We start from the raw sequence: 25,862 nt of genomic DNA on the forward strand, positions 1-25,862 counted from the left end.
CCCACTGCGCAGCCGCAAAGTGCTGGGGCAGCCGCTGCATCGGCTGCCCCTGACACCAACGGCTGCGCGGTGGTATCAGACCCGACGGGCGTTCAGACCGCGGGAGCCGGCGCCAGGGCCCGTCGCATCCAGTGCGCGATCCCGGCCGCGGCGACGCCGGCCACCAGCGGCACCACCAGCGCGGTGCGCAGCCCAGCCTGGTCGGAGACCAAGCCGATGATCGGCGAGGTGCACAGGAAGCCCAGCCGCATCAGCCACCCCATCACGGCCACGCCGGTGCCGTGCGGCAGGCCGGGCACGCGGGCGGCGGCGGCGAAGGCGGCGGGCACCAGCGTGGCGCAGCCGAAGCCCATCAGCGCCAGGCCCATCAGCGCGACGACGGCCGAGGGGGCGATGATGGACACCAGGGCACCGACGGCGATCACCACGCCGCCCAGCCGGGCCACCCGCTCTCGGCCCCAGCGGTCGGTCATGGGGTCCCCCGCCATCCGGCCGATGAACTGGGCGCCCAACATTGTGGTGAAGCCCAGCCCGGCCAGACCGGCCGAGGCGCTCAGTTCGGTGCGCATGAACAGCGCGGACCAGCTGTTGGCCACTTCCTCGATCAGGGTGCCACAGATGGCCAGCACCACCAGCGGGGCAAGCAGCTTCCATGCCCGGGTACGCGCGCCGGCGGCCCCTGGCTCGTGCCCGTCGTCGTCGGTGGCCACCACACCCGACGGGGTCGCGAAGAAGGCCGAAGCGCTCCAGATCACGCCATTGACCAGCAGCATCCAGAACAGCGGGATGTGCTGCGCGGCACACCAGGAGCCCGCCAGGCCACCAAGAGTCGCGCCCAGGCTCCACAGCGCGTGCAACGAGTTGATCACCGACTTGCCCATCCACTGCTCCACCAGCACGCCCTGGACGTTCTGGGCGGCATCCACGATGGAGTCCACGAAGCCCGCCACCAGCAGCGCCCCGGCAAAGACCCAGACGGTGTGACTGGTGCCGGCCAGGAAGACCATCAACGCCACCAGGGCCGTGCCGGCGGTCATCACGGCGCGAGTGCCGAGCCTGCGCATCAGCGGCGCGGACAGGGCGGCGGCCAGGATGGCGCCCATCGGCATGGCGATCACGGCCAGGCCGAAGGCGGTATTGCTCAGGCTCAGGGCGGACTTGAGCTCGGGATAGCGCGGCAGCAGCACCGAGAACAGGATGCCGTTGGTGAAGAACATCAGGCTGATGCCCTGCCGGGCACGGGTGGGCGAAGAAGGCACGTACTTACCTTACGGTCAGACTTCCCCGGGTGTACTCCGGGCGCCCCAATCGCACGTCGCGATGGTTCTTGCACGTGTCTGACCTCCCACGGTCAGCAACGTCACACCACCATCTCGACGTACCTTCCGGGCTGGTTCTGGCAGGCTTGGGTCATGATCACCATCACCGTCAAGTGGGACGTCAAGCCCGAGTACGCCGACGATTTCATGTCGCTGACCAAGGAGTTCACCGAGGCCTGCCGCGCCGAGCCCGGCTGCCTGTGGTTCGACTGGTCGCGCAGCGTCGACAACCCCAACGAGTACATCCTGATCGAGGCCTACCGAGACGGCGAGGCAGGCGCGGCGCACGTCAACAGCGAGCACTTCAAGAAGGCGATGAAGGAACAGGGCCAGTACGCCGCCACCCGCCCGAAGGTGATCTCCTATGAGATCCCGCAGGACGGCTGGAGCGATCTGGGCGAGATCGAGATGCCCGGCGAGCAGTAGTCTCCGCGGCCGCCGGGTGGCCGTCCGGGGTACACACTTGGACGGCCACCCGGGCAATTGCGCTTGCTGCCCGGCGGGGCAGCGTCGTACCATGAACATGCGGACCCGTCCTGCGCATGCAGGGAAACGGGTCCAGCTTCTTTTCCGGCCGCGTGTTCCCGGCCGGAATCACACCTGCCAGGGGCCGCCGAACACGTCGCAGGGCCGCAGCCGGGGATACCAACTGTGGGCATAGGTCTTGGACGGCAGCGCCAGCACCTCCTGATAGGCCGAATAGGCCACCATGTCAGCCATTTGCAGCCAATGGCTCCGGTCGGAGTGTTGGAAGAGCGGGTCCTCCAGCACATGACGGGTGCTCCGCCGAAGCGCGCGGTGAGCACTCAGGTAGCCGGTGTCGGTGCCGTCGCCGTCCATCACCACCAGCGCACGCTCCCCCGTGCCGCGCAGCCGCTCGTCGAGCAGCCGGACCATCGCCTGGTAGACCCGCATCCGCTCGTGCCGGTAGTCGGCTCCCCGGCCTCGGGTCCGGCCGAAGACTGTGCCCACCTGCACCGCAGCGTCGTCTGCCAGCATCTCGATCCCGCGCTGGAAGGCCGCCCGGCGCCGGGCCTTGGATGCGTTGAACTCTTCATTGGTGGAGGGCCGCCCCCGGCCATTGGTGAAGCTGGTCGAATGGATCTCGACGGCCTTGCCCACTCCGTGGTGACGCCACAGCAGATCCCGGTAGTCGAGCCAGCTGCCCAGCACCCGCGCCCAGTGCTCCTCCGGCACTTCGACCCAGCTGAAGCTGGCGATGCCGGAACGCTCGGCACCCGAGTCGTCCACATAGACCAGCCTCATTGCGCTTCCCCACTCATGGCAGCCATTCCATCAGCTGCCACTGACACTTCCGCCACTCACCGGTGGGCTTGAGCGCACTCGCAGGGATCGGCTGACGCCGGTGACGGTACGGCCACATGCGAGTGCACGAGCACGGCGGATCAGGGCCAGCAAGATCAACACTGCGAGCGTTGCGTCTGTCCGCTCGTTTAGGGCCCGCTGGTCAGCCCGGCACGCTCAGCGCCGCCAGCCGGGATGGTTGATCCGCAACCCTCGCAGGGTTCGATCGCGCAGGCCGCCCTGGCAGGCGGCCGCGCTGACTCGCGCTGGTTCAGGCGGTGGCGTCGTAGCGGTGGAAGACCGGCACCAGGCGAATCAGCACACTGACCAGGGCAATGATCAGGGCGCCACCCACCAGCGCCGGCGCCCACACCGCGCCCAGCGCGGCCAGCCCGACGAACAGGTCGCCGAGCCGGGGGCCGCCGGTCACCACCATGATGTAGATCCCCTGCATCCGGCCGCGGATCCGGTCCGGGACCGCCTGCTGCAGGATGGTGTTGCGGAAGATGGCCGAGACATTGTCGCTGGCGCCCATCCCGAACAGCATCGCCATCGCCGCGGCCATCGCCGTCGGATTGAGCTGCTCGGGGCTTCCGGCGCCGCCCGGCCAGTGCCCGGTACGCACCAGCAACGCGACGACGCCCAGCCCGACGGTGAACAGGCCGTAGGCGATCACCGAGAGGTTCACCGCCCGGCCGTGCCGCTTCCAGCACACGATCCGCCCGCTGACCAGACTGCACAGCACCGCCCCGATGGCCGACGAGGCAGCCAGCAGCCCGGCGGTGACCGCTCCCCCGCCGATCACCACCGCCCCCAGCGCCGGGAACAGGGACCGGGGGTTGCCGAAGGTCATCGCGACAATGTCCACGATGAAACTCATCGCCACCACCGGTGTGGCGCGGATGTAGGCGAAGGACTCACGGATGGCCGCCCAGGTCTTGTGTTCCGCACCGGGCTCGGGCGGCATCGGCGGAAGGGCACCCAGCCCCGCGAAGGCGCCGCAGAAGAGCAGCAGGTCCAGCCCGTAGGTGATGGCGAAGCCGAAGCGAGCCACCAACAGCCCGGCCAGGCTGGGGCCAAGGGTCACCACGAGGCCCATGCTCATCCCGTTCAACGCTCCGGCCGCGGGCAGCAGGTCGGCGGGCAGCAGGTTGGGAATGATCGCCTGCCGGGTGGCGCTGACCAGGGTGGCCCCGATTGTGTTCACCGCCGACAGCAGGTAGAGGCTCCAGATGGTCTCCCGGCCCAGCAGGGCCAGGGCGAAGATCCCGGCGGTGGACAGCCAGGCCAGCACCGCGGCGGCCAGCGCCACCCGTCGCCGGTCGAAGCGGTCCACGATGGTGCCGCCGTAGAGCCCCGCGAACAGCGTGGGCACCAGGGCGACGACGCCCACCATCGAGACGGCGAAGGTGGAATGGGTGAGCTCGTAGACGTGCAGGCCGACGGCGACCGCCGTGAGAGCATTGCCGACGCCGGTGACCAGCGCGCCGAACCACATCCAGGTGAAGTGCCGCGACGCCCGGAAGGGACGGATGTCCAACAGGATGCCGCTCTTGTCCCTCACCCGGGGCATCCTGCCACACTGGCAGCATGGCTGGCCGACTGCTCTACGACCCGGACTGCGGTTTCTGCACCCGATGCGCCGGTTGGCTCGAGAGACGGGGCCTGCGCGCCAGCGTCGAGCCCATGACGCCGGGGTTGCTGCGGGCGTTGGGAATCGACGAAGAACGCGCCCTTCGCGAGATCCCCTTCGTGGCCGACGACGGCACTGTCACCCACGGAGCTGCGGCGATCGGGCGGGCGCTGGCCACCGGTCGGCAGCCGCTACGCGTCGTCGGGCTGCTCCTCTCCCACGCCCCGGTGGTCTGGCTCGCGAACCCCGTCTATCGATGGGTTGCTGCGCACCGCCACGAGCTGCCGGGCGGCACGGCGGCCTGTCGGATGCCCGGGCCCAGGCCGTGATCGCGGCCTGAGATGCTGGGCAGCATGCCCCATTCGTTGCTCAAGGGCTCAATCTGGAGTTGGCGCGTGCCCGGGTCCTGGATCACGCCAGCGAGCGAACCGGACTGGGCCGTAGTGTCGGAGCGTGGGTGATGATCGAGGCGCCGTGGTGGTGATGGGTGACGTGGTTCGTCGCCCCGCGGGGCCATGGTCCCCGACGGTCCATAGTCTTCTGCGCCATCTCGTGGGCAAGGGCGCACCTGTGCCGGAGCCCTTGGAACTTCATTCGAACCACGAACTGTTGCGGGTCGTTCCAGGTGATGGAGGAACGATGGCTTGGCCGCACCAGACAACGATCGCGTCGGTGAGATCCGCGGGACGTCTGTTGCGCAGCATCCATGACGCCACCCTGGATTGGACTCCGCCCGCGAATGCCCAGTGGAGTGTGACGGTCGAAGGCGGACCAGTGATCTGCCACGGCGATCCAAAGCCTCCGAACATGACGTGGCGAGATGGTCGCGCCATCGGTCTGTTTGACTGGGACACAGCTCGACCAGCCGAGCGCATCAGTGATGTCGCCTATGCGCTCTACTGGATCGCGCCGTTCGACGTCGACGCTGCCGAGCTTGACCGTCGAGGGCTGCACCACACCATCGATGCCTGGCGGCGTATCGACGCCTTCCTCGATGGTTACGCCTGGGATGAGACCATCGACATCATGGCAGAGGTCACCGCCCGCCGGCGGCTGGCCGTCCGCGAGGTGGTGGAAGCAGCCCGCGCCGGTATCGAGCCACAGGCCGGCTGGTTGGCGGACGGGATCCCCAGCGCTTGGATTGAGGCCCCACGCCTGCCCACGACCTGATCCCGCCGCGGCGAATGATCGCGTCTGCACATGGTTCGATACGATCATGAACTCCGTCGTCGTAGAGGTGGTCCATAGTTCCCCGGAAGTGCGACAGCTGGTGGCCCGGATCCATGAGGAATCCGCGGTGGATGCGTACGCGCACATCTTCACCGATCCGTTCCCTCACGAGGAAACGCAACAGAGGTGGAACTTGTACACGGGCAGCCTTGCCCTAGCCTCGGTCGAGGACATGGCGGTGGGGTTCGTGGCGTGGCAGGACGAGGTCGAGGCCCTTTACGTGCTCCCATCAGCAGCCGGGTGCGGAGTAGGAGGGCGTCTCCTGGATGCAGCAGTCGGTGCAACGCGGCTCTGGGTTCTCGAGGACAACAGGCACGCGCGCAGGTTCTATGAGCGGCGCGGGTGGTCACCATCCGGTCATCTCCGCCAGCAGTACGGGCCCGTCCGTGAGCTCGAGTACGTGCGCTCCAGCCTGATTGGATCATCAAGACAGTCCTGACAGCGGCAGAAGAGCGAGACGCCCTACGCAGACGACAGTGTGTGTCTTGAGATGATGGGCTCATGAGTGACATGCCTCCATCTGTGCCGCGGGACTTGCGCCTGGAACTGGCGCGTGCCCGGGTCTTGAAGGGGAAAGAGATGCTGGCCCGGGAGTGGATGCAAATGCTCAATTCCCGCTACGACGAGTGCGTCGAAACTCTGGCAGCGGCGCGGTCCGCGTTCGAGGCGTGGTTCCTGCACACCGAGGTGGACGGGCAAACGTGGATCTATCACGTCGGGTTGACCGGTGTGGACGGAGAACCGCTGGACGTTGACTCCCAGCTCGATGCTGATCATCTCGACTATGCGATGCAGGTCAAGGAGAAGGGTTGGGAACCCCTCGAACCCATGTTCCTGCTGGCCCCCACCCACGTCATACAAGCGATGACCACGTGGGGCAGGACAGGGCGATCCAGCTAGGAGGGTTGAGTCAGCAGACGGCATTTCGGCTTGGTTGGAAGCTCGCCGCAGCCTTGCGCCGGGCGAGTTGCGGTAGACCTGCCCCAAGCCGACAGGGCCCGCCACCTACGGCTGTCATCGGCAAAATCACCCACCTATCGGCCCGGTGGGTTGGTCTCCCCGGCGCTGGCCACGCGGCAAGTGGTGTTGGACTTCACCAAGGTGCAGGAGGTCAAGCACAGCAAGATCCCGACGGTGCCGCCGCGGTGGTGGTTCATTTTCATGGCCGAGGGCGGGCGCCAGTGCCGTCTGGCGTACGTGTACGAGAACCGCGGCCTGCTCAGCATCGATGCGGAATAGAACCAGCGGGTCTTCGACCTAGTCCCCAGTGATCTTGTGTCGGCCTTGCAGGGCCAGTTGGTGATCGAGTGGTCGAAGGATGCGGTGAACTGGGCGAAGTCTGGGTCGTTGGCCGCTCAGTTCGAGGTGGTCTGCAGCAGATCGTCGTGGAGCCCCGCTATGCGGACTGGCGGGTCGCGTTGTCGTCGGTGGAGGCCATCTACCTGATCACCGAAACCCGGGACGGGAGGCAGTATGTCGGCAAGGCTGACGGTGCGGACGGTGCGGTGGGTGGCCTACGCGGCGGACGGGCATGGCGGCAATGTCGCGATGCAGGAGTTGGCCAAGCTCGACAAGCAGCATCCGCAGCGGTACCAGTTCAGCCTGCTGCGGGTCTTTGGGCCGGCCACGTCGGCCCTGGAGATCCTCGCAGCCGAATCCCACTTCAAGCGGGCACTGCGCAGCGTCGAATTTCGCATGAACGAGAACTAGCTCCAGAGGTCACTGAGTCGGTAGCGCCTGTTCCGGGGTGCCGTTCCGTGGTCATCGCAGCGGCGATTGCCGGGCTGCCCCAAACGTCAGGGCGTAATGCCACAAGTCAGTTGTCAACCAAGCTCACGGCAGACCCTTGCTCCACTGTCTGAACCTGAGTCCATCGTTGGGCCCATGGACGACGCTTGCGCTGAACCTCGAAGACCTCGGTCCAGTCATCGAAAACGTCAACCCCCTCAGCAACCCACAGGCCCTTGACGTGACGGGCCGAGCGGCAGGACAGCCCCTGCTCCCCACAGGCTGCAGCGAGACGCTTCGAACAGTCAGCCAATTCCGAGCTCCAAGACACCATGACTCGATTGTCGCCCTCCACTGAGCCTTAGACCACCAACGGATACCGGCACGCCCACACTCGGAGTCGCACTTCACCGCATCAGAGCTGCACGAGAAGAGCCCGGTTTTGGCAACTTTGGCTGCCTGCAGCCCCTTAGCAATGTAAGTTGACATCATGAAGTCATCACAGCTCGCCGGAGTTGCTGCCGACACCAGCGATCCACGCACAGGACTACGCGCCGTGGCATCACTCCGACGGCTTTCCGACCAATTGGAGTTGGCTCAGGTCGAGGCAGGTTTGCGCGCCGGCATGTCGTGGCAGGACATCGCAGACGCCCTCGGGGTGAGCCGCCAAGCGGTGCACAAGAAGTACTCGAAGAAGATCGACCCGACCATTCCGGTTCCCAGGAGGAACAAATGAGCAAGTACACCGACGCCCTGGCCACGGTCCAGAACCTCTCGGTCGTCGCCATGGAGGAGGCTTCCCGCTACGGGCAACGCGAGGCGGACATCGACCACCTCTTCACGGCCCTGACGGTAAGCGAACAGGTCGCGGGGAAGGTGCTCCGTGACCTGGGCATCACCTTGGATACGGCGCGTGACGCCGTCGAAGCCTTGCACGAGCACAACATCGCCTCACTCGGCGTCACTGTCGAGTCTCCCGAGCCCGGACCCATCGTCTTCCACCAGACCGGCGGCTACGACTGGAGCGAGCGGGCTTGGGCGGTCCTCACCCTCGCTCGTGAGCGTGGGAAGGGTGACGCCGCCGACGTCCTTCGTCAGTTGGTGGGTGAACCCTCCGGATTCATTGACGAGCTACTCCACCGTCTGGGTACCTCCTCCCGGGAGGTGCTTGCCCGATTGGATGAGGCTGAGCGCTCGGAAGAGAAGGCACCCGCATGCGCTCCAAGGTTAGGGAGCCTGTCTCGTACGCAGGAGGTGTTCGTTCCTGCGTCGATCGGTGATGTGTGGGCGTTGGTTGCCGACCCGAAGCGGCTACCAGAATGGGAGCCGTGGATCGGCCAGGTCGAGGACGCTGCAGGCTCCGAGGTGCGCACCGGTGCGTCGTGGGTGGCCGCCGCCGTGATGCAACGCGCCGATGGTACGCCACTCAAGGTGAAGCCGGAGCTCCGGAGGTTGCACGTCGAGCTGCACGAGCTCGTACCCCCGACCACGGTCGAGTGGCGCTTCGCTCTGCCTGACGCCCCGGGGTCGAACACGCGCATCATCCGCATCGAACTTGCCCCTGCTGAGGGCGGCACCCAGGCAAAGGTGGCCTTCTCCTGGCAGAACCTCCAGGCGGCGCGGGCACCGCGACTGGGGCTGCGTGCGGCCGTCACTATCCCCTTCCATCGGTACATCGTGTGGCTTCAGACCAACCAGGTCGCCACTGGCATCAGCAGGGTCTTCCGCGGAGCACAAAGCTGACCACCTCGCTGCATCGGCTTCGCCGGAACCCACATGTCGAGATGCAGCGAAGATCGCACACCGGCCCGCTCCGTGCTTTGAACAACGGCCCCCGGCGGGGACGCCGTTCAAAGTAGAAACCTCGAGAGAACCTACGGGTTGGGATCCCTCGAGGCCCTAGAGCAACCTTGCCGACGCCTCGACTAGCGGCAAAGTAGCGCTTCACAGCAGGCGGCGTTGATCAATGCAGCCACTCCATGGCGGAAGTGGTCGAGGTCGACTGCGGGACCGGAGGGTATGCCTTCGGCTAAGGCCGCGCACAGTGCCGGATGAGCTTCAGGGTCGGGCGCGGGGGTCTGTCGACGGGGCAGGGCGTACTCATTGAGGGCGTGGGCCATGGTGAACATGCTGAGCGTGTTCACGACGTCCACCGCTGACGCGTACGACAGGCCCCGCTGGTGGAGGCTGGCGACGACGCGGTCGATGACGGTCATGGACTCCGGCGTGCTGACGTGCCGACCGAGCATGATCGGCAGCGCGTTGGGATGTTGCAGCAACTGGCCGTGGAGCTGGTCGGCGAAGGCGCTCGCATAGTCCTGCCAAGACGCTTGTGTGGACAGGGCATCGGGGTCGAGCTGGCAGACGATCTCGTCCCAGGCGGCGGCGAGCAGTGCGTCCTTGTTCGGGTACCAGTGGTAGATGCTCATGGCCTCCACTCCGAGATGGCGCGCGACGTTGCGGACGCTCACCGCGTCCAGGCCGTCGGTGTCGGCTACCTCGAGCACCGCCTGTCGGAGGACTTCTGCGTTCAGCCCTGCCGGTGTTCCGCGTCCACGCCCCATCACGCCTCCTTGAACTTATTGTGTAAGAATAACGTATTCATACATCGTAAGAAGGATGGTCATGGAGGCGTCGACCCTGAGCCACAACCGGGACTTCACCCTCTTGTTGTGGGGTCGGACATGTCAGATCACTGGTGGGGCCATGACCGCGTTGGCCCTGATGCTCTACACCGTCGATCTGACCGGCAGCAGCCAGTGGGGTGCTGTGGTGATGGCCGCCAGCACGGTCGGCAGCCTCGTGATGAGCCTCCCGGCGGGCGTGCTGGCTGACCGGTGGGACAGGCGTCGCACCATGGTTCGCTCCTCGCTGCTGCTGGCGGCTGTTCTCGTGTCCGTGCCGGCGGCCGTCGCGGTCGGGGTGCTCCATCCGCTGCATCTGGTGGTCGCGTCGTTCCTTGTCGCGGTGTTGGGGGCCTTCTTCGGACCGGCCGAGCAGGCGAGTCTGTCGACCTTGGTGCGCAGCGAGGATCTGGCGCCCGCGGCGTCGCTGAACCAGGCGCGCTCGGCGGTCGCGAACCTGGTTGGTCCCAGTCTTGCTGGCGCGCTCTACACGTTGGGGCATGCCCTCCCGCTGCTCGGTGATGCGCTGCTCAACCTGGTTTCCGCCCTGGTGGTGGGACGGATCCGAACACCCCTACCAGCCCCGGCCGACGGCGGGGCGCCGCATCATCCAGGCCGTGACCTGCGTGACGGGCTGCGGTTCATCGTCATCACACCGCCGATCCGGGTCGTGGTGGGGATGACCGCGACCGCGTCGTTCGGCTTCGGCGGCCTGTTGGCGCTGATCACGCTCACGTTCAAGACCCGGGGCCAGTCCGATGCCCTCCTCGGCGGGATGCAGACCGCTTACGGTCTCGCCGGTCTCGCCGGCGCCCTGGCTGGACCGTGGTTGCTGCGCCGAGTCCGAACCTCGACCCTGTTGATCGGCGGAATCCTGACCAACTGCGCCTGCGCCGCTGCCATGGCGGCGTGGCCGCAGCCCCACGCGATCATCGGCCTGTTGTGCCTGGCATGCCTGACACTGCCACCCGGCATGGCCGGCGTGCAGGCCTATCAGCTCACCATCACGCCGCCCGAACTCCAAGGACGCGTCGCGGGAGCCAGCGGGTTCCTCACCCTCGCACTCGCGCCCGCGGCGACACTGCTCGCGGGAACACTCGCCAACCGCGCATGGACCTTGGCAATCAGCCCATTCCTCGGCGCCATCGGTCTCACCGCGGTGATCGCCATCGCAAACCCGCACATCCGCACCATCGGTGTACCCGGCAGAGCTTCCGAGGAACCCTCGAGGCATGACCGTGCTACCGGCTCGCCAACATCCCTTCGATGACATCGAGTTCTCCGGCTTCGTGCCAGGCAAGCCGACGCAGGAGCTTGGTGCTGGTCCATTCCTCGTCGTGACACCGCACGTCGATGTCACGGGCCATGACTTCCAGCACGTCGGGCATGTGGCGGCCGGACTCCTCGAGTTCTTGCTCCAGACTGACGGCCCGTTCGCGGGCCGGCAGCCCGCACCTGGGCAGGTAGTAGCGCGACTCGGTATCGCAGATGTGCCAGAACATGTCGCGAATCGAGCGCCACGTCGCCCACTCGGGCAGATCCCGCCCGGGGTCCTGCTCGTCGAGCATCGTCTTCGACGTTGTAGCGAGCAGCCGAATTGCCCTGGCTCGCTGTCGAGTCAGGATCTGCTACGTGAGCGCGAGTTCTTGATCGGTGGCGGGACGGCGATCGCGGGTGAAAGCCTGCTCGTCTCCGCTCATCGTCTCGAAGATCTTTACCGGGCCATAGCTTCGCGTGAAGTTCTCCAGGGCCACGTCGACCGTCAAGCCCTGGGTGCAGGTTCCCCACAGGTCCGGGTCGAAGCACCAGACGGCGCAGCCGGAGTCGTGGGCCATGCCAACACCGGTCTCGACATGCACTTCACGACGATGAACGGTCACCCTCCCAGCCAAGCACATGTCTGTTCGCACCGAGGCTCAGCGCGGCAAGAGCGAGTGTTGATCAGTGCTTGCGCAGCTCCATCTCGATGAAGTCGTAGGTGCTGCCGTTCGTGGGCTGCGCGTACGTCCGGACCATGGTGAAGCCGGCTGCTTCGTAGACCTTGATGGCTCGCTGATTGAACGCGGCCACGCTGAGCATGACCGGTCGCTGAGTGAGCCCTTCGGTCTCCAAGAGGGCCAAAGCAGCGTGCAGGAAGCTGAGGCCGTGGCCGCCTCCGGTCAGATCGGGGCGGAGGCCGAGACTGATCTCGCAGCGATCGTCGTCGCCTGAGTCTGCCGTGAAGAAGCCCACGAGGTCTTCGCCGTGGCGGACCTGCCAGAACCGGTCGGGCCATTGGGTGGGTGTGATGAACTCCTTGTAGTCCTCCATGTCGGCCGTAGCGTCGTAGAAGTCATAGGGCGCCGGGTACTTCCAGTCGTCAGCGATGACCTGGGCCACCTCGAGGGTCATTGGGGTGAAGGTCAGGGACTGGTGCCAGCCGTTGCGGTCTGCGGTGTTCGACATGCGACGAGTTTCGCGGCTCACCGGGGTCGCAGCAACGCAAATCTCGTCAAGCTGCAACGTCCGCCTCTCGGCAAAATAGTGCTGTCACGCACGCCATCGGGGGGCATGGAGGATGTCGGGGCCTGGCCCGACTCGAGCCGAGCCAGCTCCGTTTTCGCAGACTTAATGGGCGCCTTCGTGAGCTCCTCGCCGCCAGGGAGCGACGGTCCGTAGGGTGAGGCCATGCTCAGCATCGGCGCCATCGTCCTGCACACAGATCCGGAGACAGCCGGAACGTTCTGGAGGCACGCACTATGCCAAGACCGGGGACGAAGCCCGGACTTCCTGGTCCCTCGCCAGAAGGGGGCACCGGAACTGCATCTGGATTTGACCGACAGCACGCACCTGGATCTATGGACGGACAGCCCGGAGGAACAGCGGGCTGAGGTTGAGCGGTTGCTTGCGTTGGGTGCGTCGAAGGTGGAGTGGGACTACCCTCCGGATGCCGACTTCGTTGTTCTCGCTGACCCGGCGGGGGCGCTGTTCTGTGTGGTCAACCGCGGCACACAGTGAATGTGGGCGTCGGCGCCGTGCAGCAGAGGCAAACCACTCTGACAGAGTGTGCCCGTGATCGCCTTGCATGGCTCGGGAACACACGCGACGGCCGAGCCTGTCGAGGCCCCAAAGGGACCCCGGAAGACCCGGCCGTCGTGGCCTCAGCCAGCGGCTGTGGGCTCAGCCGTGTGATCAGTCGCGGGTCAGGCGACGGTGCTTGCTGGCGTGCGGTCGGGCGGCCTCGACGCCCAGCCGCTCGATCTTGTTCTTCTCGTAGTCGGCGAAGTTGCCCTCGAACCAGAACCACTTGGTCTCGTCCTCGTCGTCACCCTCCCAGGCCAGGATGTGGGTGGCGATCCGGTCCAGGAACCAACGGTCATGGGAGATCACGACGGCGCAGCCGGGGAATTCCAGCAGGGCATCCTCCAGACTGGACAGGGTCTCAACGTCCAGGTCGTTGGTGGGCTCGTCGAGCAGCAACACGTTGCCGCCCTGCTTGAGGGTCAGCGCCAGGTTGAGGCGGTTGCGCTCACCACCCGACAGCACGCCGGCCAGCTTCTGCTGGTCCGGGCCCTTGAAACCGAAGCTCGCCACGTAGGCGCGCGAGTTCATCTCGAAGTTGCCGACCTTGAGGAAGTCCAGGCCGTCGGAGACGACCTCCCAGACATTCTTGTTCGGGTCGATGCCGGAACGGTTCTGGTCGACGTAGCTGAACTTGACCGTCTCCCCCACCTTGACGGTACCGGCGTCGGGCTGCTCGAAGCCGACGATGGTCTTGAACAGGGTGGTCTTGCCGACGCCGTTGGGGCCGATGATGCCCACGATGCCGTTGCGGGGCAGACTGAAGGACAGGTCGTTGATCAGCACCCGGTCCCCGAAGCCCTTCTTGAGCTTGTCCGCCTCGATCACGGTGCTGCCCAGGCGGGGGCCGGCCGGGATGTTGATCTCGGAGGTGTCGATCTTACGATTGCGCTCCGCCTCGGCCGCCATCTCCTCGTAGCGGGCCAGACGGGCCTTGCTCTTGGCCTGGCGGGCCTTGGGGCTGGAACGAACCCACTCCAACTCCTTCTCCAGGATCTTGGCGCGCTTGGCGTCCTTCTGACCCTCGATCTGCAGGCGCTGACGCTTGGTCTCCAGGTAGGTGGAGTAGTTGCCCTCGTAGGGGTGCAGCCGGCCGCGGTCCACCTCGCAGATCCACTCGGCGACGTTGTCCAGGAAGTAGCGGTCGTGGGTGACGGCCAGGACGGCGCCGGGGTAGCTCTTGAGGTGGCCCTCCAACCAGTTCACGCTCTCGGCGTCCAGATGGTTGGTGGGCTCGTCGAGCAGCAACAGGTCGGGCTGCTCCAGCAGCAACTTGCACAGTGCCACGCGGCGCCGCTCACCACCGGACAGGACGTTCACCGGGGTGTCACCGGGCGGGCACTGCAGCGCCTCCATCGCCTGGGCCAGCTGCGCGTCGATGTCCCACGCATTGGCATTGTCCAGGTCGGTCTGCAGCTCGCCCATCTCGGCCATCAGGGCATCGAAGTCGGCGTCAGGCTCGGCCATCTCCATCCCGATGGCGTTGAACCGGTCCAGCTTGGTCTTGATCTCGCCGACGGCCTCCTCCACGTTTTCCAGGACGGTCTTGTCTTCGGTGAGCGGGGGCTCCTGCAGCAGGATCCCGACGGTGGCGCCCTTCATCAGCTGGGCGTCGCCGTTGTTGGCCTTGTCCATACCAGCCATCAGCTTCAGCATGGTGGACTTGCCGGCGCCGTTGGGGCCGACGACGCCGATCTTGGCGCCGGGGAAGAAGGAGAGGGTGACGTTGTCCAGGATCAGCTTGTCGCCGATGGTCTTGCGCACGTTGTGCATGGTGTAGATGAACTCGGCCATAGCAGGCGTGATGTCCTTCGCGTCGATGGATGTGGGAAGCCGCCCCGGCTGGGGCCGCAAACGGGTCCCAGTATGCCAGCCTTCGCCGACATCACGGTGACAGTGATCGCGTCCGGCCCCGGCCGAGTGGATCAGGCGTGCGTGAGATGTTCCTCCCGGCTGGGTTCCGGGGGCAGGTCCTCCGGTGTGGCGTCGTCGGGCGGGCAGTCACCCTCCTCAACCGGCGGCTCCTGCGTCGCGACCGCCTGCTCGGGCGGCAGCACCATCCCGGTGAAGGTGTCGATCCGGTTGCCCTGCTCGTCGACGATGATCCGCTTCTGGTTGCGGGTGAACTCGCTGCGCCCCCGGGTCAGGTCGTGGCCCAGCGCCGTGGCCTCCACCACCAGCCGCTCGTGCCGGATCCCCTCCTTGTCGATCCACGCATTGGTGCGCAGCTTGCCGGTGACCAACACCGGGTCCCCCTTGCTCAGGGACGTCTTCATGTTCTCCGCCGTCCGGCCCCACGCCGTGATGCCGATCCACGTGGTTTCGGTGTCCACCCACGCCCCCTCGCGCAGCCGTCGGGGGGTGCAGGCGAGCCGGAACCGGGCCAACTGCCACCCCTCTCCCTGCGTGAACTCGACGTCGGTCCCCACATTTCCCGTGAGGGTGATCAAGGCGTCTTGCATGGTATTCCCCTTCTCCCGAGTACCGCTCTGTCTGCTGAGTCGTGATCGGCGCCACCGCGGCGCTCACCAAGGAGTATGTGCAAGCCGAACGTTTTCGCGTCACGCCAGACGACGCCTGTGGACAAGTCCTCGGCAACCAAGAACTGTGGACAAGTGCCGGTCTGCTCGTAATACCAGTGGGCCCGTGGGGGCGGTTCGGCCCGGCGTGACCCTCGCCCATGGGGGCAGGGAATGTCACACTGGTCAGGTGTCCGCACACTCGATGCCACGCCGTTCCCTGACTGCGCTGATCACGACGCTCGCCACCGCGGCGCTGACCGCTGCTGCCTCCGGGTGCGGAACGTCCCCAACCCCCGGCACCCCCACAATCACACCGGCACCCCCGACGGCCACGGCCTCCCCGTCGAGCTCCGCCGTGACCACGGCCACACCGGCACCCCCGACGGCCACGGCCTCCCCGTCGAGCTCCGCCGTGACCACGGCCACACCGGCACCCCCGACGGCCACGGCCTCCCCGTCGAGCTCTGCCGTGACCACGGCCTCCCCCACATCGTCCCCGACGGGGGGCGTCACCCGGACCGAGTACGGCGCCGTCCTTGACCCGTCGAAGTGCAGCGCCTCCAGCGAGTACTGGAAGGGCAACCGCCGGTTCTATCTGACGCGTCCCCAGGAGCACGGTTGTTTCACCAGCCCGTGGTTCGACGGCCCGCATCCCGTGATGTTGTCCTTCGGCCACAGCGAAGCCCCGTGGTACGAGACCACCGGGAGCCATCACGGCATCGACATCGATCTCCCCGTGGACACCCCCGTCCGCAGCGCACTGTCCGGCACGGTCCGGGTGCGCCCCGCATCGCTGGGCTCGGTCTACGGCAGGAATGCCCTGCTGTTGCGCTCCGGCGGGCATGACATCGTGCTGGGACACCTGTCCTCGGTGGCGGTGCAGGACGGGCAGCGGGTTGCACCCGGGGATCTGCTGGGGCGCTCCGGCATGAGCGGGGTGGAGGACATGGACGGCCCGCACCTGCACTTCGAGGTGCGTCCCGCCGGCGAGAACTATCGCAGCGCCGTCAACCCGTGGACGTACCTGCAGGCTCGGCGGCTCTGACGGGGTGTTGGTCTAGGCTCTGGGGGTGAGCACTTGCCTTCCCCCCGTGCCCGCCGCTGGGATAGCCGCCTGCCCCGTCTGCCGCTCCCCGCTGGGCGTCGCGGAACGGGAACTGTGGTGTGACAACGGACATCGGTTCGACAAGGCACGGGAGGGCTTCGTCAACTTGCTCCGCCCGGGCAAGGCCCGCAAGGCGGTGATCGGTGACGACGCGGACATGGTGGCCAGCCGTCGGCGCTTCCTGGACCGTGGGCACTACCGGGCCCTGTCCCACGGGTTGACCGAGCTGGTGCGCGATCTGGACGCGGACGCTCGGATCTCGAGCCTGCTGGACGTCGGCTGCGGTGAGGGGACGTTCACCGCGGCCATGCTGGCGGCACTGCCGGCCGATGACTCCCCCGCCCCCACCCGGATGGCCTTCGACATCTCCCGCCCGGCCATGAAAGTGACCGCCCGCCGGACGCCGCAGGCGCTGACCTGCGTCGCGTCGGTGATCGAGATGCCGGTGCTGGACCAGAGCGTCGACGTGCTGACCAGCATCATGGCGCCGCTGCACGAGGCCGAGTTCAACCGTGTGGCGCGTCCCGGTGGGCGGATCGTCGTGGTCTCCCCCGGCGACTCCCACCTGGCCGAACTGCGCCAGGTGCTCTACCCGCACTACCGCCCGCATGACGAGCAGGTTGCCCTGACCGAATCCCTTGCGGTACTGGAACAGCGCCGGTTCACCGACACCATCCACCTGGCCAGCGCCCAGGAGCTGCACGAGGTCTGGGGCATGACCCCTTACCGCTGGAACACCCCGCTGGACGGTCAGGAACGCTTCGCGGAACTGACCGAACTGACGATCAACGTGCACTTCGTCGCGACGGTCTTCGCCGTCCCCGCCTGAGACCCGAACACCGATCAGGCTCGGAGACCTCGCTCGCTACAGTGCCCGGGCCACGGAGTCCCGGGCCTGCTCGTAACGACGCAGCTCCGCATTGATCGGGTCGATGATCCGTTGACGCGAGACCTGCCCGATCGCCTTCTCCAGCACGTGCGTGGCACGGGCTGCCTTGCGCTTGGCGGCGAGCTCTACGAAGACCCGGCTGACCAGTGCCAACAGGAGTCCGGCAACCACACCGCCGGCCACCAGCCAGGTGGGGATCGGCAGCCGGTGCCAGGTCGGGCCCAGGGACAGGTCCATGACGCCGAAGTAGATCAACGCCATCCGCGCCGCCAGCCAACCCAGGCCCACCACGACGCAGGCGATCAGCAGCCACTGCAGCACCTGGAAGATCTTCCACCAGCCAGTCCCTCGGTCCATCGCCAGATCGGTGGTGGCGATCGCCCGGTCCAACTCGTCGGCCAGCAGCGAGTCGTCCCGCTTGGACGCCTTGCGCACGGCATCCTGCCAACCGCGCGGCAGGCCCACCGACGCCTCGTCGGCCACGGCCCGCACCGCGGAATCCACCCGCGCCTGCTGCACCCCGTTGAAGCTGAGTCCATTCTTGTTGATCCCGGTGCGCTGCACCCGGGCCGGCTCCAGCTCGGTCTTCTTGCCGATCTTGACCGCGTCCAGATGGAGCCGCTTCAACGGATCCGGCTTGAACCGCTTGATCCAGGTGATCGCGGGCCACCCGGTGGCCAGGGTGCCGCGCCGACGGGTGGCCTTGAGCACCGCCTCGCTCACCACGCCGACGCCCGCAGCCTCGCCCAGGGCCTTGTTCAGTTGTGCCTCGCGGACCTTGCTGACCTCGTCGGGTTCGGCATGGCCGATCTCGGTGGACAGCTTGCGGGCCACCTGGGTGACGTCGGCCTCCAGCCGCTTGGCGGCCATCTGCTTGTTCTGGATGGCGGTGGCCAGCTGGGCGCGCAGCTGGTCCACGCCCATCCCGGTCATCGCGCTGATCGCGCACACCTGCGCCTTGCCCAGCCCCTCGGAGTCAAGCAGGGCGCGGAGGTCCCGCATGGTGGGTTCCAGCTGCCCCTCCGGCAGGCGGTCGGCCTGGTTGAGCACCACCATCATCACCTCGGCGTGCTGTGCGAGGGGCTTGAGGTAGCGGTCGTGCAGGGCGGCGTCGGCATACTTCTGCGGATCCACCACCCAGATGAACATGTCCACCAGCTGCACCAACCGGTCCACCTCGTCGCGGTGGGCCCGTTCGGTGGAGTCGTGGTCGGGCAGGTCCAGCAGCACCAGCCCCTGCAACGCCGGGTCCCCACCGGTCACGACGTGCCGGGTGGGCACCTCCAACCAGTCCAGCAGGTCATTGGGCACCTCGCTGCCCCAGTAGGCGGCCATTGCCTTGCTGGTGGTGGGACGGGTCACCCCGGGCACGGCCAGCTGGGTGCCGGACAGCGCGTTGAAGGTGGAGGACTTGCCGGAACCGGTGGCCCCGGCCAGCGCGACGACGGTGATGTCCCCACTGAAGGCCAGCCGCTTGTCGGTGTGACCGACGACATTGCGCGCCTCGGCCACCAGCGTGGCCTCGGTGCGGCCGTCGGCCAGCTCGATGGTCTCGGACAGCGCCTTGACCTTGTCGGCGACGCCGCGCCGGTCCGGGTTGGTGCGGGTGCGGGCCATCAGCGCTTCTCCTCGATGTTCTCGTCCACCAGTTCGGCCTCCACCAGCTCGGCGTCGCGATGATCGGCGACGGTGTTCAGCTGGACGGTCTGGCGCTCGGGCTGCGGCGCCTCCAGGGCCTGCTGCTGGGCCTGCGGGGCGTCCAGCGCGGGGACGTCGGCCCGGCCGACGGTCAGCGCGTCGTCGTCATAGCCCTCGTGCCGGGCAAAGTTGACCTCCTCCGCGGCCTGGCGGATCCGCTCGGCCTGGTCCCGGTCACCACCCAGAGCAGCCAGGGCTTCGTCGTAGCGCTGCAGTTCGGTGGCCATCACGGCCTCCACCCGCGCGTCCAGGTCCGACTTGGCCTTGGCGGCCAGCCGGCGCACCGCGTCGTCGCCGAAGACGGCCTCCAGCAGCCGTTGGGCCAGCACGACGGAGCCGCCGGCGATGCCTACCTCGGCACCGGTCAGGCCACCGGTGTGGGCAAAGACCACCACCATCAGCGCGGCGGAAACGCCATTGACGCCCAGCGCCAGGTAGCGCGCCTGGGTGCGCTTGCCCATGCCTTCGCTGGAGACGATCTCCATCACATCGCCCTGCCAGTCCCGGATGGCTCGCGCCACCTCGTCCTGGAAACCGGAGGAGGCGCGGGACAGGTCCTCCCCGCGCCAGTTGCGCAGCACGTCGCGGCCGAAGGGGGTGGCCTGCCAGGCGGCCTCGGCGCGCTCGGCGGCGGCCTCGCCCTGCTCCCGCACCAGCGCCTCCAACCCGGACTCGACGGCCACCTTCACCCCGTCGGCCTCCGGCGGGGTGCCCTTCACGGAGGCGAAGACCCGGTCACGCAGCCAGCCGATCTTCTGCTCCACCACCTTCATGAACTCGCCGGTCCCGACGAATTCCTGCCAGCGGGCCAGCACCTCGCCGCGCATCAGGGTGCCGTCGGCGGACTGGACGGAGACCTGGCGGACGGCCTCCTGGTAGCTCTTGGCGGCGTCGCTGCGCAGGCTCTCCAGGGCGTCGGCCTGGGCCTCGACGGCATCGGCCACGGGCGGCGCCTTGGTGACCAGCGCCCCCACCGCCCCGTCCAGGGTCTGCAGCACGACGCGCTGCCGGCTGGCGGCATCGGCGGCCAGGGTGGCCAGCCAGGTGCGGATCGGGGAGACCGCGGCGTCGGGCAGCAGACCCTCGGCGTCGGTCTCGGTCTCCGGCACGGCAAACAGCGGCGAATCGGCCAGGCCGCGTTCGGTCATCAGCTGGCCCAGATGCGGAGGCACCTGGTTCATGGCGGCCGGGGGCACCCGGTCCAGCACCACGGCGACGGCGGCGGAGCGGTCGACGGCGGCCTTGAGGAAGTCCCACGGGACGGCATCGGCATAACGGGCGGCGGAGGTGACGAAGACCCACAGGTCAGCCGCCTGCAGCAACTGCGCGGCCAGTTTGCGGTTCTGTTCCACCACCGAGTCCACGTCGGGGGCGTCCAGGATTGCCAGCCCGCGGGGAATGGTGGGCTCCTCCACGATCTGCAAGGTGTTGGAGTCATGCGAGCTGGAGCGGGAACGCACCAGGCCGGGCAGGATCCGGTCCGTGTTGAACCACTTCACGTCGTCGGGGTGGCAGATCAGCACCGGGGACTTGGTGGTAGGCCGGATCACGCCGGGCGTGCTGACCACGCGCCCCACCAGGGAGTTGACCAGGGTGGACTTCCCGGCACCGGTGGACCCGCCCACCACGGCCAGCAGCGGCGCGTCGATGGTGGCCAGCCGCGGCAGGATGTAGTCGTCGAGCTGATGCTGCATCTCGCGGGCATTGCGGGTCTGCTCCATCGCCTGCGGCAGGGGCAGGGGAAGCCGGACGGGTGCCAGCGATTCGCGCAGTTCGGTCAGTGCCTGCGTCAGCCGTGTGCTGCTCACACGTTTCCTTTCGACGGCGCGGGCGGCCAGCACCCGCGGAATTCCTCCACCACTGTGGCACGAACCGCCGCATTTGGCGCGTCGAAGGTTGAGGGTTTGGCAAACCTCAAGCGCCCGGCCCTCAAGCGCCCGGTGGACGCCAGTTCTGCTGCGCCGGCTGGTGGATCACCCGGGCAGGTGCCAGCTGAGGCTGGCGGGCGCCGCCCCGCAGATGCTTCCAGAAGGCCAACCGGGCCCAGTTGATCCGGATCTTCAGACCCTGGGTCTCGTGCAGGGCGGTGGCGCGCAGCCCCTTCAGCTCGGCCAGCAGTTCCTTCTCACGCTCGTGCCCGGCGACGTCGATCAGCCCGCGCACCATGGCGTCGCGCAGGTAGGCCAGTTCCGTCGCGGCCCGGATGATCGCGACGGTGTCCCGCAGGGTGCGCCAGCCTCGGGTCAGGGCAACCAGGATCAGCCGGCTGCGGGCCCGTGCGGTGCCGAAGTTGTGCACGTCACGCGCCGGCAACCAGCCGATCTGGACGTAGTCGGTCAACCGGCTGCGGATCCGCTTGAGCTCCTTGAACTGGTGGCGGACCAGAAAGCTCAGCATCAGGAACAGGATGATGCCGAACTGGATGACCAGCCAGGTGGGGCTCTGCTGCCCCACCGTCGCCATCCCGTTGAAGGCCATGTGGCCCAGCGCGGCCAGGCAGAATCCGGTCAGCGGGGCCAGCACCCGGACCAGCTTGCTGCGCGTGCGCAGGCCCACCAGGAGGCCGATCCCGGTGAACATGGTGAACATCGGGTGGCCGTAGCTGGTGATCACCCCGCGCAGGAAGACCAGCTGCTTGACGGCCTCCTCGACGTCACCGGCCCCGATGGTGACCGAGCCGTAGACCATCGCGCGGGCGTAGTAGACGATGTTCTCGGTGAAGGCGAAGCCGATGGCCGACAACCCCGCCAGCCCGACGCTCTGCAGCACCGACACGATCCGGTAGCGGATCAGGATGGCCAGCAGGAACAGGATGGTGGCCTTGGAGGCCTCCTCCACGAAGGGGGCGACGAAGACCGCCGGACGCGCCTGAGCCGCCGGGTCACCGGCGCTGGCGGAGACATTCAGCATCTCCGCGGCCCACGAGTTGATGTTCAGGCTCAGCCAGATGCTCATGCACGAGCCCCAGCCGAAGGCCAGCAGCCACAGCAGTGGCTTCATCGGCCGCAACCGGTCGAACAGGATGAAGCCCAGGGACCAGACCAGGGCGGTGGGCGCAGCGTAGCGGGCGCACTGCTGCACGGTCTGCCAGTCCAACCCGGGGATGGTGCCCTCGGGCAGCACCTTGTCCGCGGACAGCTGCCGCCAGACCAGCCACAGCACCAGTGCGTAGAGCGGGAAGAGCACCGCGCTCAGCCAGGTCCACGGGCTGGTCAGGATCCGGATGGCCCAGTGCCGGCCGGGCCGGGGCTTGGGCGGCAGTCCGGACAGGGAGCGGGCGCGACGCTCGGGCTTCACGGCGCTGGCGGCGTCCAGGCTGCCGCCCAGGGTCCATGCCGTGCCGGTCCGGGTCTGCGTGTCCATCCGCTGGTCCTGTCGTCGGGAACGGGCGTGGCGCCCCAGGCAGGAATCGAACCTGCGACCGACAGATTAGAAGAATGCTGTCAATTGTCGGTGACAAGGTGCGATACTGGCTGTGGGCACATGGTGGGCACGGGAGTGTGCCCACACCGATCCGTGAAGGGGATCAGCACATGCAATTGTACGACCGCAGCAAGGAGGCCGGCTGGTCTCCAAATCAGAAACGCTGGCTCGTCCGGTGGCGCGACGGCGACTGCCGCCAGCGCAAACAAGCCTTCGCCTACAAGACCGAAGCCACCGGCTTCATGGAGCAACTGGCTGGCAAGACCAAGCTCCGCGACCAGAACCGCACCGTCGAAGACCAATGGAAGACGTGGCGGGCGATCCGCAACACCCGCTCCCCCGGCCATCAGGCCAATCTGGACTCCACGTGGGCGCTGCACGTCGAACCTGAGTGGGGTGCGGTGCGGCTCACGGACCTACGACACAGCGTCGTCGCGGAATGGGCCACCCAATTGGAGATCGACCAGTCCCCCGGCGTCGCATCCAGATCCCTCGACATGCTCAGCTCCCTGTGCGCCATCGCCATCCGCGACAACGTGATCGACCGGAACCCGTGCGACGACATCTCTGTCACCATGCCGGAGGGCCGAGAGCAGATCATCCTCACCCGCGAACAACTCGACCAGGTGGCCGACGCCATGAACCCCTACAGCCTCGCCATCCGCACCCTGGGGCTGACCGGGATGCGGTGGGGTGAGCTGGCCGGGCTGCAGGTCCGTGACCTCGATGTGAAGCGGCGGCGGATCCACATCAGACGGCACGTCACGGAGGTGGGTGGAGTGCTGGACACAGTTGAGGGCACGAAGACTGGCCCACGGCGCACGATCACCGCGCCCAAGACGCTGCTGGACGAGCTGGCAGAGAAGGCGAAGGGGCGGATGCCGACCGATCCACTCGTGCCCGCAACCCGTGGCGGAACCCTGCGACATTCGGCCGTCTACCGGCACTGGCGCAAGCACGTCAACGCGAAACCAGCACCGCCGAAGCCCAAGGGGAAGACTGGGCCGCAGAAGGTTGGCGGGTTGGGGCTGGACGTGCATATCCACGATCTGCGGCACACGGCCGCGTCTCTGTTAATCCAGGCCGGCGCCGACGTCAAGGTGCTGCAGCGGCAGCTCGGGCACAAGTCCGCGACCTTAACGTTGGACCTTTATGGTCATCTGATGGAGGACTCGATGGATGGATTGTCGGATGCGATGGACAGATTGAGCCCGGCGGAACCCGCGTAGCTAGTTTGGAAGACTAGCTACGCTGAGCTGTTGCATGGCTTGTGGACGCGGATTTGAACGCTGTTCAAGTTGGCTTGGTCGGGCGATTGTCGGGCGATGTTTGATTACGGCGAAAGGCCTCGACCGGTCGCCTCGCAGCGAGCCCCCCTCCTTGAACGCAAAGAAGCGCCCCACCCCCATGAAGGGGTGGGGCGCTTCGTGCTTCGGTCAGGATTCGGGCAGCGCCCGCTCTGGCGAGACGGGCGGCTCCTGCTGTCGCAGCTCGTCCTCATAGTCGAGCTGCGAGCTCGTCTTGGCGTTGGGGATCGCCCACACGCCGGCGAGGACGGTCAGGGCGGCCACCAGGATGGACAGCGCCTCCGAGGGGGTGAGGCCGTCGTCCACCAGCGGGATGGCGCAGGTGGCGGCAGCCAGCAGACCACCGAGGATGGCCTTGGCGTAGGTCGCCGGGCGGTTCAGGTCGGCCATCACTGCACCGCCTTAAAGCTGCTGCGCCAGTTGCCGAGGCTGGCCAGCGTGGTCGCGCCCGGGATCCCGTCAGCATCCGCGCCCTTGTAGCCCTTGAGCCTCTGGTAGTTGGCGTAGGCGTACCGGGTGCGCTTAGTCCAGATGCCGTCGAGTGGGATCGGATCGTAGCCCGCAGCCCGGGTATTTCCGGACCGGTTGAGGGTGTCCTGGACCTTGCGGACGTCGGTCGAGGGCTTGCCGGTGGCGATGCTGTCGAGGATCGCCTTGAGGCTCACCGCGTCAACGGGCGCGGCGACGGTGGTGGCCTTGACGAGATTCGGCGCGCCGACCTTGATCTTGCCCTCACGGACCCATGCGGCCACAGCCACGTCCATGTCGACCCAGCCGCGGATGAACGACCCCGAGCGGTAGCGGATGTAGCATCCATCGCCGTTCGTCTGACTGCCGGCGTTGCTGGCCGAGGTGTTGCCCTCAATCGTGCGGTACCCGCTCCAGTTGCCCTCGCCGGGGTAGCTGATGCCGACGTGGGTGGCCAAACTCCGGCCGAACAGGATCAAGTCACCGAGCTTGGGCGTGTAGCCGGAGCCGTTGGCGCGCCACGCGCCGACGCGCTTGGCCTCCCGCTCCAGATAGGGGCAGTAGTACGGGTTGTCCATGACCCTGCGCAGATCAACGCCGGCGCGACCCCACCAGGAGGTGATGGCGGAGGCGCACCAGGGCTGACGCTGCCAGGCGGGCTTGCAGTCTTCCCACGCCCAGATGATGTTGCTGTAGGGCGGGCTCTCCTTGGTGCCGACCTGCGAGCGGGCGCGGGCGGCGACGGATGCGCGGAGGGCCTTCATGTCGAGGCCAGCCAGCGCGGGGACAGCCATGAGGCTGGCCACGCCGGAGAGGGTCAACTCGTCGCCTCCAAACTCACGGTCGGAGTCCAGCTTTCCGCCGTCGGGGTCGGTGGCCATATCGGTGTCGAGGTCGGCCATCGCCTGCGCCTGCAAGGCTCCGAGCTCCAGCATGTCGTCGTCGGTCAGGGTGTCCTCGACGGGCGCGAGGACCATTTCGTCGGTGGTCATGGTCACGATTGCCTCCTTGGGGCATGAGTGAGGCCCGCACCCGGGAGTGGGTGCGAGCCTCGGTGGCTGTGGGTCAGGAGAAGGGGACGCCGGCGATCTGCTTGCCGGTGGCGGTGTCAATTGCCCGCCACGTCCCGGCATCGGGCGGGAAGCTGTCGAGAAACGCTTTGAGCGTCTCCCAGCCGTAGGTGGAGTACGGCTCGGTCGGCATCTGCCACGCGCCCAGCACGGTGTCGTAGTAGGCGACCACCGGGCCACCGTTCTTCGTCCACGTCATGACGGCGGTCTCCGGCATGTCGGGGATGTCTCCCCACAGGACGACCGTGGCGGCTACAGTCACCTCCGCGACTGCGGCGTGCTCGAAGATGTTGACCCAGCAGTCGTCAACACCGGCCGTGATCGTGCCGTTGACCGCATAGGTGACGGGCGCCGAAATGTCGATCCCATCGCCGGTCACGTGGACCGCTGCGGCTGGCGATTGGGCGGCGTCCATGGTCTGCGCCCAAGTTGCGGCGGTGCCGTCTGGCCGCCAAGTCACGGTGATGTCTGCCATGTGATT

The 25,862-nt window shown here is 67.3% G+C and carries 30 protein-coding genes; 14 read left to right on the top strand and 16 right to left on the bottom strand.

Annotated features, from left to right (window positions below; all coding sequences use genetic code 11):
• Positions 1 to 92: 92 nt before the first annotated feature.
• A complete protein-coding gene (locus tag AAEX60_RS03630; RefSeq protein ID WP_342101303.1) occupies positions 93 to 1,259 on the bottom strand; it encodes an MFS transporter in 1,167 nt (388 codons plus the stop codon).
• 153 nt (positions 1,260 to 1,412) lie between these two features.
• On the opposite strand from AAEX60_RS03630, the gene AAEX60_RS03635 reads away from it, so the two are divergent.
• A complete protein-coding gene (locus AAEX60_RS03635; RefSeq protein WP_342101304.1) occupies positions 1,413 to 1,745 on the top strand; it encodes a putative quinol monooxygenase in 333 nt (110 codons plus the stop codon).
• 168 nt (positions 1,746 to 1,913) lie between these two features.
• Here AAEX60_RS03635 and AAEX60_RS03640 read toward each other — a convergent pair whose 3' ends face one another.
• Both AAEX60_RS03640 and AAEX60_RS03645 read right to left on the bottom strand, forming a co-directional pair.
• Positions 1,914 to 2,585: a DUF3800 domain-containing protein gene (locus AAEX60_RS03640; RefSeq protein ID WP_342101305.1), complete on the bottom strand. Its 672-nt coding sequence runs from the start codon at positions 2,583 to 2,585 to the stop codon at positions 1,914 to 1,916.
• Positions 2,586 to 2,895: 310 nt separating this feature from the next.
• Positions 2,896 to 4,188, bottom strand: coding sequence for an MFS transporter (locus tag AAEX60_RS03645; RefSeq protein ID WP_342101306.1), 1,293 nt, complete (start codon positions 4,186 to 4,188; stop codon positions 2,896 to 2,898).
• Between the two features lie 26 nt (positions 4,189 to 4,214).
• On the opposite strand from AAEX60_RS03645, the gene AAEX60_RS03650 reads away from it, so the two are divergent.
• The 8 genes from AAEX60_RS03650 to AAEX60_RS03685 all read left to right on the top strand — a co-directional run bounded on the left by AAEX60_RS03650 (position 4,215) and on the right by AAEX60_RS03685 (position 8,958).
• A complete protein-coding gene (locus AAEX60_RS03650; protein ID WP_342101307.1) occupies positions 4,215 to 4,586 on the top strand; it encodes a thiol-disulfide oxidoreductase DCC family protein in 372 nt (123 codons plus the stop codon).
• A gap of 124 nt (positions 4,587 to 4,710) precedes the next feature.
• On the top strand, positions 4,711 to 5,427 hold the full coding sequence (locus AAEX60_RS03655; protein WP_342101308.1) for a phosphotransferase enzyme family protein: 717 nt from the start codon (positions 4,711 to 4,713) through the stop codon (positions 5,425 to 5,427).
• Positions 5,428 to 5,473: 46 nt separating this feature from the next.
• A complete protein-coding gene (locus AAEX60_RS03660) occupies positions 5,474 to 5,926 on the top strand; it encodes a GNAT family N-acetyltransferase (protein ID WP_342101309.1) in 453 nt (150 codons plus the stop codon).
• 62 nt (positions 5,927 to 5,988) lie between these two features.
• A complete protein-coding gene (locus tag AAEX60_RS03665; RefSeq protein ID WP_342101310.1) occupies positions 5,989 to 6,387 on the top strand; it encodes a DUF6176 family protein in 399 nt (132 codons plus the stop codon).
• Between the two features lie 183 nt (positions 6,388 to 6,570).
• Positions 6,571 to 6,726: a hypothetical protein gene (locus AAEX60_RS03670; protein ID WP_342101311.1), complete on the top strand. Its 156-nt coding sequence runs from the start codon at positions 6,571 to 6,573 to the stop codon at positions 6,724 to 6,726.
• Between the two features lie 234 nt (positions 6,727 to 6,960).
• Entirely contained in the window at positions 6,961 to 7,197 is a 237-nt protein-coding gene (locus tag AAEX60_RS03675) for a hypothetical protein (protein WP_342101312.1), read from the top strand.
• A 508-nt stretch (positions 7,198 to 7,705) separates the two neighbouring features.
• Positions 7,706 to 7,951, top strand: coding sequence for an RNA polymerase subunit sigma-70 (locus tag AAEX60_RS03680; RefSeq protein WP_446721141.1), 246 nt, complete (start codon positions 7,706 to 7,708; stop codon positions 7,949 to 7,951).
• Positions 7,948 to 8,958, top strand: a complete 1,011-nt coding sequence (locus AAEX60_RS03685) for an SRPBCC family protein (protein WP_342092278.1) — start codon at positions 7,948 to 7,950, stop codon at positions 8,956 to 8,958. The genes AAEX60_RS03680 and AAEX60_RS03685 overlap by 4 nt, the downstream gene beginning before the upstream one ends.
• Before the next feature lie 182 nt (positions 8,959 to 9,140).
• Here AAEX60_RS03685 and AAEX60_RS03690 read toward each other — a convergent pair whose 3' ends face one another.
• Positions 9,141 to 9,779 carry a TetR/AcrR family transcriptional regulator gene (locus AAEX60_RS03690; protein WP_342101313.1) on the bottom strand — a complete coding sequence of 213 codons (639 nt, stop codon included), beginning with the start codon at positions 9,777 to 9,779 and terminating at the stop codon, positions 9,141 to 9,143.
• A gap of 61 nt (positions 9,780 to 9,840) precedes the next feature.
• Here AAEX60_RS03690 and AAEX60_RS03695 point away from each other — a divergent pair, with 61 nt between their 5' ends.
• A complete protein-coding gene (locus AAEX60_RS03695; protein ID WP_342101314.1) occupies positions 9,841 to 11,109 on the top strand; it encodes an MFS transporter in 1,269 nt (422 codons plus the stop codon).
• Here the strand turns inward: AAEX60_RS03695 and AAEX60_RS03700 are convergent.
• The 3 genes from AAEX60_RS03700 to AAEX60_RS03710 form a co-directional block, all read right to left on the bottom strand.
• Complete coding sequence (locus AAEX60_RS03700; protein ID WP_342101315.1) at positions 11,081 to 11,407, bottom strand: hypothetical protein; 327 nt, start codon at positions 11,405 to 11,407, stop codon at positions 11,081 to 11,083. The genes AAEX60_RS03695 and AAEX60_RS03700 overlap by 29 nt on opposite strands.
• Before the next feature lie 60 nt (positions 11,408 to 11,467).
• Complete coding sequence (locus AAEX60_RS03705) at positions 11,468 to 11,719, bottom strand: hypothetical protein (RefSeq protein WP_342101316.1); 252 nt, start codon at positions 11,717 to 11,719, stop codon at positions 11,468 to 11,470.
• 61 nt (positions 11,720 to 11,780) lie between these two features.
• Complete coding sequence (locus AAEX60_RS03710; protein WP_342101317.1) at positions 11,781 to 12,284, bottom strand: GNAT family N-acetyltransferase; 504 nt, start codon at positions 12,282 to 12,284, stop codon at positions 11,781 to 11,783.
• Between the two features lie 222 nt (positions 12,285 to 12,506).
• Here AAEX60_RS03710 and AAEX60_RS03715 point away from each other — a divergent pair, with 222 nt between their 5' ends.
• Positions 12,507 to 12,836, top strand: coding sequence for a VOC family protein (locus AAEX60_RS03715; protein WP_342101318.1), 330 nt, complete (start codon positions 12,507 to 12,509; stop codon positions 12,834 to 12,836).
• 174 nt (positions 12,837 to 13,010) lie between these two features.
• On the opposite strand, the gene ettA is transcribed toward AAEX60_RS03715, so the two are convergent.
• The 3 genes from ettA to AAEX60_RS03730 all read right to left on the bottom strand — a co-directional run bounded on the left by ettA (position 13,011) and on the right by AAEX60_RS03730 (position 16,003).
• The gene (gene ettA / locus AAEX60_RS03720; protein ID WP_342101319.1) at positions 13,011 to 14,693 is read right to left on the bottom strand and encodes an energy-dependent translational throttle protein EttA; all 1,683 of its coding nucleotides are present in this window, start codon (positions 14,691 to 14,693) and stop codon (positions 13,011 to 13,013) included.
• A 131-nt stretch (positions 14,694 to 14,824) separates the two neighbouring features.
• Positions 14,825 to 15,361: a single-stranded DNA-binding protein gene (locus AAEX60_RS03725; protein ID WP_342101320.1), complete on the bottom strand. Its 537-nt coding sequence runs from the start codon at positions 15,359 to 15,361 to the stop codon at positions 14,825 to 14,827.
• A gap of 243 nt (positions 15,362 to 15,604) precedes the next feature.
• Positions 15,605 to 16,003 (bottom strand): hypothetical protein, encoded by a 399-nt coding sequence (locus tag AAEX60_RS03730; protein WP_342101321.1) that lies wholly within the window; start codon positions 16,001 to 16,003, stop codon positions 15,605 to 15,607.
• Between the two features lie 76 nt (positions 16,004 to 16,079).
• On the opposite strand from AAEX60_RS03730, the gene AAEX60_RS03735 reads away from it, so the two are divergent.
• Both AAEX60_RS03735 and AAEX60_RS03740 read left to right on the top strand, forming a co-directional pair.
• Positions 16,080 to 16,466 (top strand): M23 family metallopeptidase, encoded by a 387-nt coding sequence (locus tag AAEX60_RS03735; RefSeq protein ID WP_342101322.1) that lies wholly within the window; start codon positions 16,080 to 16,082, stop codon positions 16,464 to 16,466.
• A 25-nt stretch (positions 16,467 to 16,491) separates the two neighbouring features.
• Positions 16,492 to 17,355, top strand: coding sequence for a putative RNA methyltransferase (locus AAEX60_RS03740; RefSeq protein ID WP_342101323.1), 864 nt, complete (start codon positions 16,492 to 16,494; stop codon positions 17,353 to 17,355).
• A gap of 36 nt (positions 17,356 to 17,391) precedes the next feature.
• Here the strand turns inward: AAEX60_RS03740 and AAEX60_RS03745 are convergent, their stop codons facing one another.
• The 3 genes from AAEX60_RS03745 to AAEX60_RS03755 all read right to left on the bottom strand — a co-directional run bounded on the left by AAEX60_RS03745 (position 17,392) and on the right by AAEX60_RS03755 (position 22,476).
• Positions 17,392 to 19,032 (bottom strand): YfjP family GTPase, encoded by a 1,641-nt coding sequence (locus tag AAEX60_RS03745; protein WP_342101324.1) that lies wholly within the window; start codon positions 19,030 to 19,032, stop codon positions 17,392 to 17,394.
• Complete coding sequence (locus tag AAEX60_RS03750; protein WP_342101325.1) at positions 19,032 to 20,921, bottom strand: dynamin family protein; 1,890 nt, start codon at positions 20,919 to 20,921, stop codon at positions 19,032 to 19,034. Before AAEX60_RS03750 ends, AAEX60_RS03745 begins: the two co-directional genes overlap by 1 nt.
• 121 nt (positions 20,922 to 21,042) lie before the next feature.
• Positions 21,043 to 22,476: a PrsW family intramembrane metalloprotease gene (locus tag AAEX60_RS03755; protein ID WP_342101326.1), complete on the bottom strand. Its 1,434-nt coding sequence runs from the start codon at positions 22,474 to 22,476 to the stop codon at positions 21,043 to 21,045.
• Between the two features lie 170 nt (positions 22,477 to 22,646).
• Here AAEX60_RS03755 and AAEX60_RS03760 point away from each other — a divergent pair, with 170 nt between their 5' ends.
• A complete protein-coding gene (locus AAEX60_RS03760) occupies positions 22,647 to 23,765 on the top strand; it encodes a tyrosine-type recombinase/integrase (protein ID WP_342101327.1) in 1,119 nt (372 codons plus the stop codon).
• A 207-nt stretch (positions 23,766 to 23,972) separates the two neighbouring features.
• Here the strand turns inward: AAEX60_RS03760 and AAEX60_RS03765 are convergent, their stop codons facing one another.
• From AAEX60_RS03765 to AAEX60_RS03775, 3 genes are all read right to left on the bottom strand, one after another.
• Positions 23,973 to 24,233, bottom strand: a complete 261-nt coding sequence (locus AAEX60_RS03765; protein ID WP_342101328.1) for a hypothetical protein — start codon at positions 24,231 to 24,233, stop codon at positions 23,973 to 23,975.
• Entirely contained in the window at positions 24,233 to 25,309 is a 1,077-nt protein-coding gene (locus AAEX60_RS03770; RefSeq protein WP_342101329.1) for a peptidoglycan-binding domain-containing protein, read from the bottom strand. Before AAEX60_RS03770 ends, AAEX60_RS03765 begins: the two co-directional genes overlap by 1 nt.
• A gap of 67 nt (positions 25,310 to 25,376) precedes the next feature.
• Entirely contained in the window at positions 25,377 to 25,856 is a 480-nt protein-coding gene (locus AAEX60_RS03775) for a hypothetical protein (RefSeq protein WP_342101330.1), read from the bottom strand.
• Positions 25,857 to 25,862 lie beyond the last annotated feature (6 nt).

The sequence above is a fragment of the Luteococcus sp. H101 genome (assembly GCF_038433155.1).
GTDB lineage: Bacteria > Actinomycetota > Actinomycetes > Propionibacteriales > Propionibacteriaceae > Luteococcus.

Excerpts from the sequence above, each read along its gene's own strand:
- AAEX60_RS03675 (WP_342101312.1), top strand. The coding sequence starts at position 6,961 with ATGTCGGCAAGGCTGACGGTGCGGACGGTGCGGTGGGTGGCCTACGCG.
- AAEX60_RS03745 (WP_342101324.1), bottom strand. The coding sequence starts at position 19,032 with ATGGCCCGCACCCGCACCAACCCGGACCGGCGCGGCGTCGCCGACAAG.
- AAEX60_RS03760 (WP_342101327.1), top strand. The coding sequence starts at position 22,647 with ATGCAATTGTACGACCGCAGCAAGGAGGCCGGCTGGTCTCCAAATCAG.
- AAEX60_RS03665 (WP_342101310.1), top strand. The coding sequence starts at position 5,989 with ATGAGTGACATGCCTCCATCTGTGCCGCGGGACTTGCGCCTGGAACTG.
- AAEX60_RS03710 (WP_342101317.1), bottom strand. The coding sequence starts at position 12,284 with ATGTCGAACACCGCAGACCGCAACGGCTGGCACCAGTCCCTGACCTTC.
- AAEX60_RS03640 (WP_342101305.1), bottom strand. The coding sequence starts at position 2,585 with ATGAGGCTGGTCTATGTGGACGACTCGGGTGCCGAGCGTTCCGGCATC.
- AAEX60_RS03635 (WP_342101304.1), top strand. The coding sequence starts at position 1,413 with ATGATCACCATCACCGTCAAGTGGGACGTCAAGCCCGAGTACGCCGAC.
- AAEX60_RS03765 (WP_342101328.1), bottom strand. The coding sequence starts at position 24,233 with ATGGCCGACCTGAACCGCCCGGCGACCTACGCCAAGGCCATCCTCGGT.
- AAEX60_RS03680 (WP_446721141.1), top strand. The coding sequence starts at position 7,706 with ATGAAGTCATCACAGCTCGCCGGAGTTGCTGCCGACACCAGCGATCCA.
- AAEX60_RS03695 (WP_342101314.1), top strand. The coding sequence starts at position 9,841 with ATGGAGGCGTCGACCCTGAGCCACAACCGGGACTTCACCCTCTTGTTG.
- AAEX60_RS03755 (WP_342101326.1), bottom strand. The coding sequence starts at position 22,476 with ATGGACACGCAGACCCGGACCGGCACGGCATGGACCCTGGGCGGCAGC.
- AAEX60_RS03715 (WP_342101318.1), top strand. The coding sequence starts at position 12,507 with ATGCTCAGCATCGGCGCCATCGTCCTGCACACAGATCCGGAGACAGCC.
- AAEX60_RS03685 (WP_342092278.1), top strand. The coding sequence starts at position 7,948 with ATGAGCAAGTACACCGACGCCCTGGCCACGGTCCAGAACCTCTCGGTC.
- AAEX60_RS03725 (WP_342101320.1), bottom strand. The coding sequence starts at position 15,361 with ATGCAAGACGCCTTGATCACCCTCACGGGAAATGTGGGGACCGACGTC.
- ettA (WP_342101319.1), bottom strand. The coding sequence starts at position 14,693 with ATGGCCGAGTTCATCTACACCATGCACAACGTGCGCAAGACCATCGGC.
- AAEX60_RS03650 (WP_342101307.1), top strand. The coding sequence starts at position 4,215 with ATGGCTGGCCGACTGCTCTACGACCCGGACTGCGGTTTCTGCACCCGA.
- AAEX60_RS03775 (WP_342101330.1), bottom strand. The coding sequence starts at position 25,856 with ATGGCAGACATCACCGTGACTTGGCGGCCAGACGGCACCGCCGCAACT.
- AAEX60_RS03735 (WP_342101322.1), top strand. The coding sequence starts at position 16,080 with ATGTTGTCCTTCGGCCACAGCGAAGCCCCGTGGTACGAGACCACCGGG.
- AAEX60_RS03660 (WP_342101309.1), top strand. The coding sequence starts at position 5,474 with ATGAACTCCGTCGTCGTAGAGGTGGTCCATAGTTCCCCGGAAGTGCGA.
- AAEX60_RS03700 (WP_342101315.1), bottom strand. The coding sequence starts at position 11,407 with ATGCTCGACGAGCAGGACCCCGGGCGGGATCTGCCCGAGTGGGCGACG.
- AAEX60_RS03690 (WP_342101313.1), bottom strand. The coding sequence starts at position 9,779 with ATGGGGCGTGGACGCGGAACACCGGCAGGGCTGAACGCAGAAGTCCTC.